Origin of the sequence: Micromonospora vulcania, from assembly GCF_042658605.1 — a bacterium.
In the GTDB taxonomy this organism is placed as follows: Bacteria; Actinomycetota; Actinomycetes; order Mycobacteriales; family Micromonosporaceae; genus Micromonospora; species Micromonospora vulcania.
In genome coordinates, this window is record NZ_JBHSQS010000003.1 from 25,986 (window position 1) to 39,904 (window position 13,919).

The window sequence follows — 13,919 nt, forward strand, 5'->3', positions numbered from 1 at the left end:
GTCGATTCAGGCGCTCTCGGCGGCGACCCGGAAACCGAGCGCGTAGAGGGAGCGCGGGTAGGGACCGTGTCGGCGCTGGCAGCGAGTCAGGTCACGGAACCGGTTGAAGGCGCCGCCCCGGGCGATGCGGTAGTTGCCGAGACTCCGGTAGAGGTCGTCCTCGACCAGACGTCCGCCGGGGTACGGGTGGTAGCGGGAGGAGGCGTACTCCTCGACGTTGCCGCCCAGGTCGTACGCGCCGCACCAGGACCGGCCCGCCGGAAAGGCGCCGACCGGACTGGTCGTCAGAAGTCGGCACTCCAGCGTGTTGGCGTGCCCGGTCGCCCAGTCGGCGCCCCAGGTGTAGCGGCTCCCGTCCGGCCCGGCGGCGGCGTACTCCCACTCCGTCTCGGTCGGCAACCGGTAGCGCTCCCCACTGCGGCGCGACAGCCAGTCGACGTAGGCGTCCGCCGCGGCCGAGGTGACGGTGTACACGGGATGGTTCGCCTCGGCCGGGTGGAAGCGGCCGTAGTCCCAGTGGGTCGGGAACTCCGGGTAGGCAGTCTCGGCGAGGAACGCCGCGTACTCGCAGTTGGTCACCGGAAACTCGGCGATCCGGAAGCTCCGCACCTCCACCCGGTGACGTGGACACTCCTTCTCGATCCAGTCGCGCTGCACTCCGTGGTGGCTGGACTCCGCGTGCAGGGCATCGACGTCGGCTTCCGGCGTACCCATGGGAAAGGAACCGCCCGGTACCGCGACCATCGCCGGGTGGCCGCCCGGGCGCAGCCGGGGGTCACCCCGCAGCGCGAGCATGGTGCCGGCGGCGAGCCTCTGCTCCAGATCGCGGCGAGCGTCGTCGAGGACGGCCAGGAGCTGATCCGGGCCGAGAGCCGCGATCGCGTCGACGGGGAGCCGTTCACCGACCGGGACCTGGTAGTACTCCGGCAGCCCCATGGCCGCCCGGTCGGTCAGCTGGTTGATGTCGGCGTCGGTGAGCGTGCTGCCCGGCCCGCTCCGGTGGCTGCTGGTGTCGACGGTCGTCATGCGTCCACCCGGTAGACGTTGCCGTCGTAGGAGCTGGCCAGGAAGCAGCCCAGCCCGGGCGCGTAGCTGAGGGACGAGATCCCGGCGGTGGTCGGTCGCTGGTTGACCACCCACGAGTCGGCCTGACGGTCGTAGACGCAGACCCGGCCGTGGTAGCCGCCGGTCGCCACCTGACGGCCGTCGGACGACGCGCTGACACACTTGATGGAGTGGTCGTGCGGGGTCTCGATGACCGCCGGCGTGAACTGGGGATCCCAGATCCGCAGGCGGAGGTCGCGACTGATGCTGGCGAAGTAGCCCTGACCCAACCCGACACAGCCGTTGGCGATCTTCGTGTGACCGTCCTGCACGGTCCGGAGGACCTCCAGGGTGTTGCCGTCGCACCACGTCGCACTCGCATCCGCGGCCACCGAGAACAGCCTCCCGTCGGACTCGGCCACACCCTTGACGGCGTTGCCGTGCAGGCGCAGCTCGGTGACGAAACGAAGCCCCTGGTCGCCGAGTTCGAAGACCAGGCCCTCGCCGGTGTACGCACCGATGAGCACGTGCGGCCGGTTGTCGTGCGTGAAGGCGACACCGCAGTTGAGCGGCGACCGGTGCTGGTGGACCACGGCCCCGGTCGTCGCGTCGAACAGCTTGCCGAGCTGACCGCCGGTCAGGACCCGGTCGCCCACGGCCACCAGGAAGTTGCACAGGCTTCCCGTCTCCGCGATCGTCTCGCCGTCGCGCTTGACGATTCCCGCGTCACCGACGGTGATGACCCTGGACGCGGCGTCAGCGAGCACGGCGTTGACGCCGGGAGTGGGCGGGACGTCCTCGTCGACCCACTTGCCGGACCGGTAGTCGTAGATCCGGTAGGTGGCGCCGAACGTCGCGAACACCAGCTGCGAGTCGCCGGCGAACGCGCACGAGCGAGGCCAGACGTCGGCGGGCAGGTCGGTCGTCGTCGTGATGACGGGCTCGGCATCGCGTACGTCCCACAACTTCATCGTGCGGTCGTAGCTCAACGTGACCAGCAGGGCGCGGCGGTGGTCGAGGACGACTCGCTTGATGCCCGCCTCGTGAGCGTCGATGGTGGTACGGCCGTCGTCCGTCACGACGATGATCTGGCCGTTGTCGTTGCCGGCGTAGATGGTGCCGTCCGTCGAGATCGCGACGGTGTCGGTCTCGACGCCCTCCATGTCGAGGTCGGCAACCAGGCGCCGCGAGCTCATCGACCACCGTTTGATCGTCCCGTCGTCGCTGGACGAAATGATCTCGTCGCCGTCCCGCGACCACTCCACCGAGATGACGTCGGCCGTGTGGCCGGTGAAGGTGACGACGAGGGAGCCCTTGAAGTCGTAGACCCGTACGTTGTGGTCGCGGGAGGCGGTGGCGATCAGCTCCCGATGGGGATGAAAGGCGGACATCTCCACGTCATCGGTCTGCTCCGCGAGGACCGCGACGAGCCGCAGCTCGGGCAGCGCCCACAGCCGGGCGCTGTAGTCGGACGACGACGTCACGGCCAGCCTGCCGTCCGGGGAAAATGCCACCTGATTGGCGAGGTGGTCGTGCCAGGTGCGGGTCAGCGGCTCTTTCGACGCCATTTCCCAGAGGATGATCTGATTGTCGTAGCCAGCCGTGAGGACGTAGGCATCCTGGTACGCCGCGATTCCGCTGATCGGTCCACGGTGTGCAATCATGATTGCTCCTTCGGAAGGTGTATTGTGTGCCCGCCGAGATTGAGCTTCGCCTGGAGATATGCAAGATTGGCGGGATTCAGGTAGACGCCGGTCGGCTCGACCGTGGTGACCTCGATACCGTGCGAACGCAGTTGGTCGGCCTTGTCCGGGTTGTTGGTGAGCAACGAGACGCAGGTCGTTCCCATTGCGTTCAGCATGTCGGCGGCGGCTCCGTAATCCCGGTCGTCGTCGAGGAAGTCGAGCTTGCGATTCGCGGCGAAAGTGTCCAGGCCGGAGTCCTGCAACTCGTACGCGTCGATCTTGTTGTACAGGCCGATTCCGCGCCCCTCCTGCCTCAGATAGAGGATGAGACCTCCCTCGGTCGAGATCCGCTCGACCGCCTCGGCGAGTTGCGGGCCGCAGTCGCACCGGCCCGAGCCGAAGACGTCGCCGGTCAGGCACTCCGAGTGGATCCGTACGAGTGGCGTGGGCGTCGGTTCGCCGAAGCGGATCGCGAGGTGCTCCAGGCCGTCGCGCAGTCCGGTGAAGGTGATGACCTCCGCCTCGGACCACCCGCCGCCCGGGTTGGTCGTGAGCGGGACGCGTACGACGGTGCGAATTCCTGGAAGCTCGACATCTCGGCGCGGCGGCGCATCCTGATCTGCTTGCACCACAAACCCTTTCTTCTGCACTCGTGTATAACCGGCTGTTCCTGCCGGATCGGCGTTCGCCGGTTTGGCCGAAGACCCGCTTCTGCCCTGGGCCATTCCGCTCGATAACCAGCGCCGGACACGTACCGTTGAGGAAGGCTGTTTTGCTCGGCCTTTACCTTCGCGTCAATATCGTGGTCACTCCGGGCCGATTGGAATCTCGGACCCGAAGGACGCAATCCCCGTGCGACGCATGCACGGCCTCATCTATCCCAACCTATGCGTTCAGCTCTGAAGGTGCAACTTCTAGCAAGAGGCGATCATTGATATGCCTGCCCGGACACCGTGCATCGGTGACGTCCCCGGTTCAGCGGGCAGGGGGCCGCTCGTCGGTGTGGGCGTGCCAGGAGTGCCAGAGGGCCGCGTACGCCCCGCCGGCCGCGACAAGTTCGTCGTGGCTGCCGATCTCGGTGATCCGGCCGTCCTCCAGCACGGCGACCCGGTCGGCGTCGTGCGCGGTGTTGAGCCGGTGTGCGATCGCGATGACGGTCCGCCCGGCGAGTACGGCCGCCAGCGCCCGTTCGGTACGCCGGGCGGTGGTCGGGTCGAGCGCGGCGGTCGCCTCGTCCAGGATCAGCGTGTGCGGGTCGGCGAGCACCAGCCGGGCCAGCGCCAGTTGCTGCGCCTCGGCCGTGGCGAGTTGCCGGGCTCCGTCGCCCAGCGGAGTGTCCAGACCGTCGGGCAACTCCGCGTACCAGTCGGCGCCCACGGTGACCAGCGCGGCGCGCATCTGCTCGTCGGTGGAGTCCGGGGCGGCGAAGGCGAGGTTGTCGCGTACCGAGCCGATGAAGACGTGGTGCTCCTGGGTGACCAGGGCGATCCGGCGACGCCGCTCGGCCGGGTCCAGGTCGGTGACCGGGCAACCTCCGATGCTGACGACGCCACGCCGCGGTGCGTCGATCCCGGCCAGCAGCCGGGCCAGCGTGGACTTGCCGGCGCCGGACGGGCCGACGACGGCCAGCCGCTCTCCGGGCCGTACGTCCAGGTCGATGCCGTGCAGCACGTCGTGCCCGCCGGGGTAGGAGAACCGCGCCTCGCGTACGACGAGCCGCTCGCCCCGCGACTCGGCGGCCGTGCCGGGCGGCTCCGGCGGCACCAGGCCGACGCCGAGCACCCGGGCGAACGACGCGAAGCCGCGCTGCGCCTGCTCGGTCCACTGGAGCAGCCGGTCCAGTGGGTCGATCGCCTGCTGGAGGTAGAGCGCGGCGGTGACCACCGCGCCGAGTGAGACGACCTCCCGGGAGAGCAGGTATCCGCCGACGAGCAGGACCGTGGCGATCGGCAGCGGATAACTGGCCTCCACCACGGTGAAGAACACGGTGCGCAGCGCGAGCGTGGCCCGGCGGGCCTGCCACACCCGGGCGATGCGGGCGGTGCCGTGCCGGCTCCGGTCGTCGGTCAGCCGCAGCGCCTCGATGGTCCGGGCGCCCTCGGCGGTGCTGGTCAGCGTCTCGGTCAACTCGGCGGACGCCGCGCCCTCGACCAGGTACGCGGGGCTGGCTCGGCGCAGGTACCAGCGGGTCACCGCCCAGATCGACGGCAGCCCGGCCAGCGCCACCAACCCGAGCAGCGGGTGCAGCAGGAAGATCGCCCCGAACAGCAGTGCCAACTGCACCGAGGAGATGACGATGGTCGGCACCACGTCCCGGACGGTGGTCCCGACCGTCGAGACGTCCACGGAACTGCGGGTGGCCAGGTCTCCGGAGCCGGCCCGCTCGACGACCGAGACGGGCAGCCCGAGAGTCCTGCTGACGAACTCCTCGCGTAGCTCGGCGACGGCCCGCTCCCCGAACCGGTGGCCGGCGTACTGGGCGTAGCGGGAGAGCACCGCACTCACCAGCACGCACCCGCCGATCGCCAGCGCCAGCCGGTCCACCGTGGCGACGTCCGCACCCGCGGTGACCCGGTCCACGATGACACCCAGTAGCCAGGGCGGGGTGAGCCCGGCGACCGCGGCGGCGCCGTGCAGCGCCAGCACGAGGCCGACCGCGCGACGGTGCCGGCCGATCATCGCCCGCAGCGCGCCGCGGACGGTCCGGCGGTCCGCCACCGGGAGCCGGTTCACGGGCAGACCCCTTCGGCGTCGGTGACCCGGTCGAGGTCGTCGTCGGTGCTGTCCCGGGCCACCAGATGGCGGTAGCCGGGGTCCCGTTCGAGCAGGTCGGCGTGGGTGCCGGTGGCGACGATCCGGCCCGCGCGCAGGTGGGCGACCAGGTCGGCCCGGCGCAGCAGCAGCGGCGACGTGGCGAGCACGAGCGTGGTCCGACCGGCCCGTGCCAACCGCAGCCGCTCGGCGATCCGCGCCTCGGTGTGCGCGTCCACCGCCGACGTCGGGTCGAGCAGGATCAGCACTTCCGGCTCGGCGAGCAGCGCCCGGGCCAGACGGACCCGCTGGCGCTGACCGCCGGAGAGCGTACGGGCCCGGGCGTCGAGCGGGGTGTCCAGCCCGGCCGGCAGGGCGTCGGCGACGTCCTCGGCCGATGCGGCCCGCAGTGCCGCCGTGATCCGGTCGTCGTCCGCCGCCCGCGCGGCACCGTCGTCGTCCACGGCGGTACCCGCGCCGCCCGGCTCGCCGCCATGGGAGCCCAGAACCTCCCGCAGGGTGCCGGCGAAGAGGTACGAGTCGTGGTCGGCGACCAGAATCCGGGCGCGAACCTCGTCCAGGGCTACCCCGGTCAGCGGCACGCCACCCCAGGTGGCCCCGCTGACGACGTACCGGCCGAGCCGGTCGGCCAGCGCCACCGCCGCCGCCGGGTCGTCGGCGGCCACGCCGGTCAACTGGCCCACGCGGACGGTCAGCCCGGTCACCGGGTCGTGGAGGTCGGCGGGGTGGGCCGGCGCGGCCACGGCCTCCGGCCGGCGCGGGTCGGGCACGGCACCCCGCCTTCCCGGGCCGCCCACGTCGTCCGGGGTCAGGATGAGCAGGGCGACGATCCGCCGGGCGGCGACCCGGCCCCGGATCAGCTCGTGGCTGCCCTCGAGCAGGAACCAGACCGGCACGGTCAGCGTGGCCACATAGCCGTAGACGGCGACCAACTCGCCGATCGTGATGGTGCCGTTGACCGCCATCCGAGCCGTCAACCAGACCACCGCGGCCAGGAACAGCCCGGGGATGGCGACCGTCGCCGCGTCGATCCAGCTGTTGACCGCGCCGACCCGGTAGCCCTTGGCGAGCAGTTCCTGGGAGCGGGCCGCGTACCGGCGGGCGAACAGGTCCCGGCCGCCGACCCCGGCGAGCACCCGCAGCCCGGCGACGATGTCGCCGGAGCGGGCGGTGAGCGCGCCCTGCTCCTGCCGGTAGATCGACTCGGCCCGTTCGAGGCGACGCAGCAGCGGCCCGACGACCAGCCCCACCGCCGGAACTCCCACCAGCACGCAGAGCGCCAGCAGCGGGGAGATCGACCAGAGTACGACGGCGATGACCGCGTACGCGACGACCGCGCCGAACCCCGGGCCGGTCAGCGTCAGCACCTCGGCCACCCAGTTGATGTCCGAGCCGCCGACGGTGGCCACCTCGCCCGCGGCGACCCGGCGCGGCAGCACCGCGCCGATCCGGGACAACTGGCGCAGCAGCACGGCCGCCGAACGTGCCTTGGCGTCCTCCCGGATGAAGGTCATCGTGCGGTGTCGCATGATGCCCAGGTACGACAGCCCCAGGCCCGCGACGACGATCGCCGCGACCCAGAGGGCCAGGGCCCGGGTGTCGCGGCCGCGCAGCCCGTCGTCGACCGCGCGGGCGATCAGGTAGGGCCGGACCGACAGCCCGATCATCCAGGCCGACCCGATCAGGCTGCCGCGCAGCACCCTCCAGGGCTGGCAGCGGACCAACCACCAAAGGTAGCGCATCGGGCCCCTGGTGTCCGGAATGCCGGGGTCGGAATGCGGGATCTGCGGAGGCACCTGGTCACGCTACCGAGCCTCTGCGACGGTCCAGCGACCCGACGGCGTCCGTACTGTCGTAACGGCGAGGCAGAATCGCATCCGTGCTGGTGGCGGTGGTGTCCGACGACCGGGGCGGGGGAGTGCTCCGCCCGCTCGACGGTGTCGGCTCGCCCACCGGTCCGGCGGAGCCGGTCGACGACCTGGCCGCGGCGGTCGCCGCGCGGGAGGCCGCCGAGCATCCCCGCTGGGTCTGGCCGGCCGCTGCCGGGGTCTACCCCGCACTGTTGCGCGCCGGGGTGCGCGTCGAGCGCTGCCACGACGTCGAGCTGACCGAAGCGCTGCTGCTCGGCCACGCCGGCCGCTGGGGCGAGCCGCGCTCGCTCGCCGCCGCCTGGGCCCGGCTCAGCGGCGCCGCGGTGCCGCCCGACCCGCCGCCGCGCCCGGCCGCGCCGCCCGGGCACGGCCAGGGTGCGCTCTTCGACGCGTTGCCCGGCCCGCCGGGTCCGGGCATCGACGCCCTGATCCAGGTGTACGCCGACCAGCTCGACCGGATCGCCGCCACCGAGCACGCGGGCCGGTTCCGGCTGCTGGTGGCGGCCGAGTCGGCCGGCGCGCTGATCGCGGTGGAGATGGGGGTCGCCGGGCTGCCCTGGCGGGCCGACGTGCACGACGCGATCCTCGGTGAGCTGCTGGGGGAGCCGTCCCCGGTCGGTGGCCCGCCGCGTCGGCTGGCCGAGTTGGCCGCCCAGATTGCCGACGCGTTCGGCGTCCGCCGGCTGCACGCCGACTCCCCGGCGGAGCTGCTGAAGGCGTTCGCCCGGGCTGGGGTGGAGCTACCCAACACCCGGGCGTGGGTGCTGCGGGCCGTCGACCACCCGGCGGTGCCACTGATCCTGCAATACAAGGAGCTCTACCGGATCTGGACGGCCCACGGCTGGTCCTGGCGCGAGCAGTGGGTCCGCGACGGGCGGTTCCAACCGGAGTACGTGCCGGGCGGTGTGGTCTCCGGTCGCTGGGCCACCCGGGGCGGGGGCGCGTTGCAGATCCCCAAGGTGATCCGCCGCGCGGTGGTGGCCGACCGGGGCTGGCGGTTGGTGGTCGCCGACGCCGGCCAGTTGGAGCCCCGGGTGCTGGCCGCGGTTTCCGGGGACGCCCGGCTGGCGGCGGCCGGCGGGGCCGGCGACCTCTATGCCGCCCTGGCCCGGGATTCGTTCGGCGGTGATCGGGCCAAGGCCAAGGTGGCCCTGCTCGGCGCGATGTACGGGCAGACCGGCGGGGCCGCGGTGCCCGCGCTGGCGGTGCTCAAGCGCAGCTACCCCACCGCGTTCGGCTATGTCGAGGCGGCGGCGCGCACCGGTGAGGCCGGCGGGCTGGTGCGCTCGTGGCTGGGCCGCACGTGCCCGCCCGGCTCGGCCGGGTTCGGTGACCCGGACGAGGCGCCGGTCGATCCGGACGGCGCGGCCGACCCGCAGGGTCCCCGAGCCCGGGCGGCACGCTCGCGGGGGCGCTTCACCCGCAACTTCGTCATCCAGGCCACCGCCGCCGAGTGGGCCTCGACGCTGCTGGCCACCCTGCGCACCGAGTTGGCCGGCACCGACGCCGAGTTGGTCTTCTTCCAGCACGACGAGGTGATCGTGCACGCTCCCGCCGGTCAGGCCACCGCCGTCGCCGAGTCGGTCACCCGCGCCGGCGAGCGGGCCGCCACGCTGCTGTTCGGTGCCACGCCGGTCCGTTTCCCGCTGGACCTGTCCATCGTCGACTGTTACGCCGACGCGGACTGACCGGACTCCGAACAGCTGCGCGTCCGTCAGGTCCGGTGCATAACAGTTGCACTATTTCTCCCTTTCGCCCCGCCACCCGCACGCAGTCGTCCTCGTTGCAGTCTCCGTAGGAAGGGACGGACCGGTGACGGTCGGTCCCACGCTGGAGGGGGCGCAGCTGAACGGGATCGCAGGAATGATCATCGCCGCGGGTGGGGGACGTCGCATCGGCGGTCCCGAGGCGCTGCTGCACCGGGGAGACAAGCCCCTGGTCAACCAGGTGATCGAAACGATGACCGAGGCGGGCTGCGAGCGGATGGTGGTGGTGCTGGGCGCCGCTGCCGAGCAGGTCCGCGAGACCGCCGACCTCAGCGACGCCACGGTGGTCATCAACAAGGCATGGGGCACCGGGGTCGGTTCGTCGATACGGGCCGGTCTGGCCGCGATGGACGACGAAGAGATCGAGGCGGTGGTGGTGATCCCGGTCGACATGCCGGGCCTGACCGCCACCGCGATCCGGCGGGTGGCCGCACTGCCGTACCCGGACGTGCTGGCCTGCGCCACCTATGACGGGGTGCGCGGCTACCCGATGCTCTTCGGCCGCCGGCACTGGTCCGGCATCGCGACCCTGGCCAGCGCGGACGTCGGTGCCCGACCGTACCTGCTGGCACACAAGGACCAGATCGTGGACATCGCCTGCGGCTCGGTGGCCGACGGCAGCCGGGTCGACACCCCGGAGCTGATGGCGCTCTACGGCCTCACCGTCCCGCCGCAGCGCGTCGCCGTCTGAGCGGTGCCAGCCGGGCCTCGGGTATCACCGCGAACCAACCGGGCGGATCGGCGCCTATCGTGGCCCGCGACCTCGCACGTTCTCAATACTGTCGTCAAGCCGACGGCGGCGCTTCGGGGAAAACCTCGTTGCGCGATCTGCAGGTCTGTCACCATGGGCGTCCGGTCCGTCCCTAGGGAGGTGACGTGGCGCTGCATCGCCCAAGCCTACTGATGGGCGCTGGCTCAGCAGTTGTGGCAGTGGTTGTTGTCCTGCTGTTGGCGACGCCGGGCCTGGCCGTCAGTTGGCCGTGGAGCGCGCCGAGCAACAAGGATCCGCAGACCGTCAAGGTTCGGGGCTCGGTCTCGTGTTCGTCGGTCACGAGCCTCGCGGATGGTTACGGTGGCAGCCCTGCCTCGCTCAAGCTGACCGAGGGCAACGTTTCGAAGATTCTGACCTATCCGTTCAAGCTGCGGCACTCGCGATTCGGCTCGATCTATCGACCGCCCTACTTCACCGGCTACGAGTTCGAGGTCACGATTCCGGCGAGATCCGACAAAACCACGATCAAGTGGCACCTGGAGTGCCGAGACCAGAACGGCAAGGCGGGTTCCAAGAGCGACGGCGCCTTCAGCGTCGGCCGCAAAGACCTGTCCCGCACCATCTGTTCCTACGGCGGGTTGACCAACCCGTGCAGCGGTGCCGAGATCCGCGACAAGGCAGCGTCCTGCGCTTTCAGCATTCTGACCGCAGGCCTGAGCAACGACATACTAAGCCTGGCCGTAGTTATCGACGACGCGCAAGATGGCTGGTCCCTGCAGGACTACCTGAACACGGCGGGCCTGACGGATCCGTTGATCGGCTTGGTCGTTGGCTGTACCCCGCTCATCCTGCCCAACGCCGACCCGGCCCCGACCGCCAAGCCGACAACGATCGCACCGTTGCCGACGCTGACCGCGCCGCAGCGAAAACCACTGCCAACAACCCAGACCCCCAACCGGCCGACGCCGACCCGGGCAGCCCTGCCGCCCCCGCCACCGACTCCCGCCCAGGTGGTCCTGACGGTCCAGAACCTAGCCACCAGGGGTGCGTCCGCCATGGGCGAGGACCCGGTCGCGGCGTACCTGACCACGTACCCGGAGAAGTCGTGTAGCAAGAAGGGCTGCACCATCGTCGGGACCGATCGCCGGACGGGCGGCACGTACAAGCCCGCTGTCTGCCAGACCCAGGGCCCTCGCACCACCAATGGCAACGACTCCGACCCGGCCGACGACGCCAACGCGCAGTTGTACTCCTCGACCCGGTACTACGGCGTCCAGTTGGATGGCCGCGTCGGCTACATCTCCGAGGTCTGGATCCAGCCAAGCCAACGAGGCGGTCTCGGCCTGCCCCAGTGTTAGCTGACGTAGCAGTTGTCGTGCCAACCGACACGTGGGCTGCTGCCGCGCCCTGCGGGCCGGCCCAGCGGGCCGACCCGCAGGCCGGTCAGCCCGCCGGCTGGTCCAGTTGACCGGTGGCAGCGAGCCGCTGGTACCAGTGCGCGCTGTCCTTCCAGGTGCGTACCTGGGTGTCGTAGTCGACCCGGATGATCCCGAACCGCCGGTCGTAGCCGTAGCCCCACTCGAAGTTGTCGAGCAGCGACCACACGAAGTAGCCGCGTACGTCCGCACCCTGCGACCGGGCCTCGGCCATCGCGCCGATGTGCCGGCGCAGGTAGTCGATCCGCCGATCGTCGTGGATCCGGCCGTCCGCCGACACCACGTCGTCGAAGGCCGCGCCGTTCTCGGTGATCATCATCGGCTGGCTCGGGTACTCGCGGTGCAGGCGCAGCAGCAGCTCGGTCAGGGCGGGCGGGTCGATGTTCCAACCCATCGCCGTGTGCGGGCCGGGCTGCGGCAGGAAGTCGACGTGCTCGGCGGCCACCCACGGCGAGGCGGAGGAGGCGCCGTGCCCGTCGGCGTCCGAGCGGGGCGACACCCCGTCCCAGGCCTGGACCAGCGTGCTCGAGTAGTAGTTCACCCCGAGTACGTCCAGCGGCACCGCGATCAGTTTCTCGTCGCCCTCATGAACGAACGACCAGTCGGTGACCGGTGCGGTGTCGGCGAGCAGATCGGCCGGGTACGCCCCGTCCAGCATCGGGCCGAGGAACGCCCGGTTGGCCAGCGCGTCGATGCGCCGTACCGCGTCCCGGTCCGCGTCCGATTCGGAGGCGGGCCGGATGACGTGCAGGTTCAGCGTCACCGACAACTCGGCGGTGGGGGCCAGCTCACGCACCACGCGACCGGCCAGGCCGTGCGCGAGGTTGAGGTGGTGCACCGCCGCCAGCGCCGCCGCCGGGTCGGTACGGCCCGGAGCGTGCACGCCCGAGGCGTAGCCCAGGTACGCCGAGCACCACGGCTCGTTCAACGTGGTCCAGGTGTGCACCCGGTCGCCCAGCGCGCCGACGATGCCGGCGGCGTACTCCTCGAAGCGCAGCGCGGTCTCCCGGGCCGCCCAGCCGTCGGCGTCCTCCAGTTCCTGCGGCAGGTCCCAGTGGTACATGGTGGCCACCGGGCGGATGCCCCGCTCCAGCAGCCCGTCCACCAGCCGGGAGTAGAAGTCGATGCCGGCCTGGTTGAACCGGCCCGCCCCGCCCGGCTGCACCCGCGGCCAGGAGATCGAGAACCGGTACGCGTCGAGGCCGAGGTCGGCGATGTGCCCGAGGTCGTCGGCCCACCGGTGGTAGTGGTCGACGGCAACGTCGCCGGTGTCGCCGTTCAGCGTCCGGCCGGGGGTGTGGCTGTAGGTGTCCCAGATGGACGGGCCTCGGCCGTCCTCGGTGGCCGCGCCCTCGATCTGGTACGCCGCCGTCGCCGAGCCCCAGACGAAGCTCTCCGGGAATTGGTGTCGCGTCATCGTTCCGTCCCCTGGATCTCGCAGATGTACCCGGTCGAGGCGCCGGCGACCAGCTCGACGCTGGCCGTGCCCCCCTCGTAGTGCACGTCGAACTCGGCACCCGGGCCGCTCCCGGGGGACGGTACCCGTACCCGGGTCCGCTGCCCGCGCTCGATCCTGGATTTAGTCCCCTCGTGGCCGCGCCCAGGCCACTACATCTTGGATCGAGCGCGATCATGGCCGCGTAACCGCGTGGCCGCGAGCGTGACCCGCGTGGCCGCGTGCCGGCGCGCGGAGCGCGGGTCAGGGTAGGTCGAACAGGGTGGCGGCGCTGTCCCAGCAGACCGCGCGCAGCCAGTCGTCGCCCAGATCGAGCCGGGCCAGGCCGGTGAGTTGGTCGGCGTACGGGTAGGGGATGTTCGGGAAGTCGCTGCCCAGCAGCACCTTGCCGGCCAGCCCCAACTCGCGCAGTCGGGGCCGCTCGTCGGCGGGGAACGGTACGAACTGGTCGAAGAACGGCGTGAACGCCATGGTGGTGTCCAGCCGGACCCGCTCGTACGCCTCGGCGAGGTCCAGGAAGGCCCGGTAGTCCGGTGCGCCGAGGTGCGCCACCACGGCGGTCAGCCGAGGGTGGCGGGCGAGCAGGGCGGCGAACGCCTCCGGCCCGGTGTGCGCGGTCCCCACCGGGGCGTGCCCGGCGTGCACGACCACCGGTACGCCCGCGTCGGCCAGCATCCCCCACACCCGGTCCAGCGCAGGATCGGTCGGCGGGAAGCCGCCGACCTGCACGTGCACCTTGAACAGCCGGGCCCCGCCGGTCAGTGCGGCCTCGACGTACTCCGGAGCGTCCGGCTCGGGGAAGAACGTGGCCGAGGGCAGGCAGCCCGGGGTTACCCGGGCGAACTCCAGCGTCCAGCGGTTCAGCTCCGCGGCCATGCCGGGTCGGTGTGGGTACGCGAGCGCGCTGAACGCTCGTACCCCGAGCTGGTGAAGGTGCGCGACCCGGTCGGCGTCGCTCCACCGGTAGCGGATCGGCCACTCGGTGCCGACCAGCGGCCCGGCGGCGTCGAAGTACGCCCACACCCGACGCAGCAGTCGCGGCGGCAGGAAGTGCACGTGCACGTCGGCCAGCCCGGGCAGCCCCAACGCCCGCCAGAACGCCGGCACCTGGGCGTCCGCCTCCGGCGGGGCAGGCGGCACCTGGGCGTCCGCCTCCGCAGGTGACTCGGGCACCGGG

10 protein-coding genes are annotated in these 13,919 nt (G+C 71.5%); 3 read left to right on the top strand and 7 right to left on the bottom strand.

All coding sequences use genetic code 11. The annotated features are described in order from the left end of the window. Positions 1-6 precede the first annotated feature (6 nt). The 5 genes from ACFQGL_RS05090 to ACFQGL_RS05110 form a co-directional block, all read right to left on the bottom strand. Positions 7-1,026, bottom strand: a complete 1,020-nt coding sequence (locus ACFQGL_RS05090; protein WP_377506120.1) for a formylglycine-generating enzyme family protein — start codon at positions 1,024-1,026, stop codon at positions 7-9. Further along, a complete protein-coding gene (locus ACFQGL_RS05095) occupies positions 1,023-2,708 on the bottom strand; it encodes a WD40 repeat domain-containing protein (RefSeq protein WP_377506123.1) in 1,686 nt (561 codons plus the stop codon). Before ACFQGL_RS05095 ends, ACFQGL_RS05090 begins: the two co-directional genes overlap by 4 nt. Then, positions 2,705-3,358, bottom strand: a complete 654-nt coding sequence (locus ACFQGL_RS05100; RefSeq protein WP_377507129.1) for a GTP cyclohydrolase II — start codon at positions 3,356-3,358, stop codon at positions 2,705-2,707. The genes ACFQGL_RS05095 and ACFQGL_RS05100 overlap by 4 nt, the downstream gene beginning before the upstream one ends. A gap of 346 nt (positions 3,359-3,704) precedes the next feature. Continuing rightward, positions 3,705-5,408, bottom strand: a complete 1,704-nt coding sequence (locus ACFQGL_RS05105; RefSeq protein WP_377507132.1) for an ABC transporter ATP-binding protein — start codon at positions 5,406-5,408, stop codon at positions 3,705-3,707. A 50-nt stretch (positions 5,409-5,458) separates the two neighbouring features. Next, positions 5,459-7,243 (bottom strand): ABC transporter ATP-binding protein, encoded by a 1,785-nt coding sequence (locus tag ACFQGL_RS05110; protein WP_377507135.1) that lies wholly within the window; start codon positions 7,241-7,243, stop codon positions 5,459-5,461. 137 nt (positions 7,244-7,380) lie between these two features. Between ACFQGL_RS05110 and ACFQGL_RS05115 the strand changes: the two genes are divergently transcribed. The 3 genes from ACFQGL_RS05115 to ACFQGL_RS05125 all read left to right on the top strand — a co-directional run bounded on the left by ACFQGL_RS05115 (position 7,381) and on the right by ACFQGL_RS05125 (position 11,208). Beyond that, a complete protein-coding gene (locus tag ACFQGL_RS05115; RefSeq protein ID WP_377506126.1) occupies positions 7,381-9,060 on the top strand; it encodes a bifunctional 3'-5' exonuclease/DNA polymerase in 1,680 nt (559 codons plus the stop codon). Between the two features lie 175 nt (positions 9,061-9,235). After that, a complete protein-coding gene (locus tag ACFQGL_RS05120; RefSeq protein ID WP_377507138.1) occupies positions 9,236-9,829 on the top strand; it encodes a nucleotidyltransferase family protein in 594 nt (197 codons plus the stop codon). Between the two features lie 185 nt (positions 9,830-10,014). Beyond that, positions 10,015-11,208, top strand: a complete 1,194-nt coding sequence (locus ACFQGL_RS05125) for a hypothetical protein (RefSeq protein WP_377506129.1) — start codon at positions 10,015-10,017, stop codon at positions 11,206-11,208. Positions 11,209-11,293: 85 nt separating this feature from the next. Here ACFQGL_RS05125 and ACFQGL_RS05130 read toward each other — a convergent pair whose 3' ends face one another. Both ACFQGL_RS05130 and ACFQGL_RS05135 read right to left on the bottom strand, forming a co-directional pair. Continuing rightward, positions 11,294-12,703, bottom strand: coding sequence for a GH1 family beta-glucosidase (locus tag ACFQGL_RS05130; RefSeq protein WP_377506132.1), 1,410 nt, complete (start codon positions 12,701-12,703; stop codon positions 11,294-11,296). A gap of 282 nt (positions 12,704-12,985) precedes the next feature. Beyond that, a complete protein-coding gene (locus ACFQGL_RS05135; protein WP_377507141.1) occupies positions 12,986-13,882 on the bottom strand; it encodes an amidohydrolase family protein in 897 nt (298 codons plus the stop codon). Positions 13,883-13,919 lie beyond the last annotated feature (37 nt).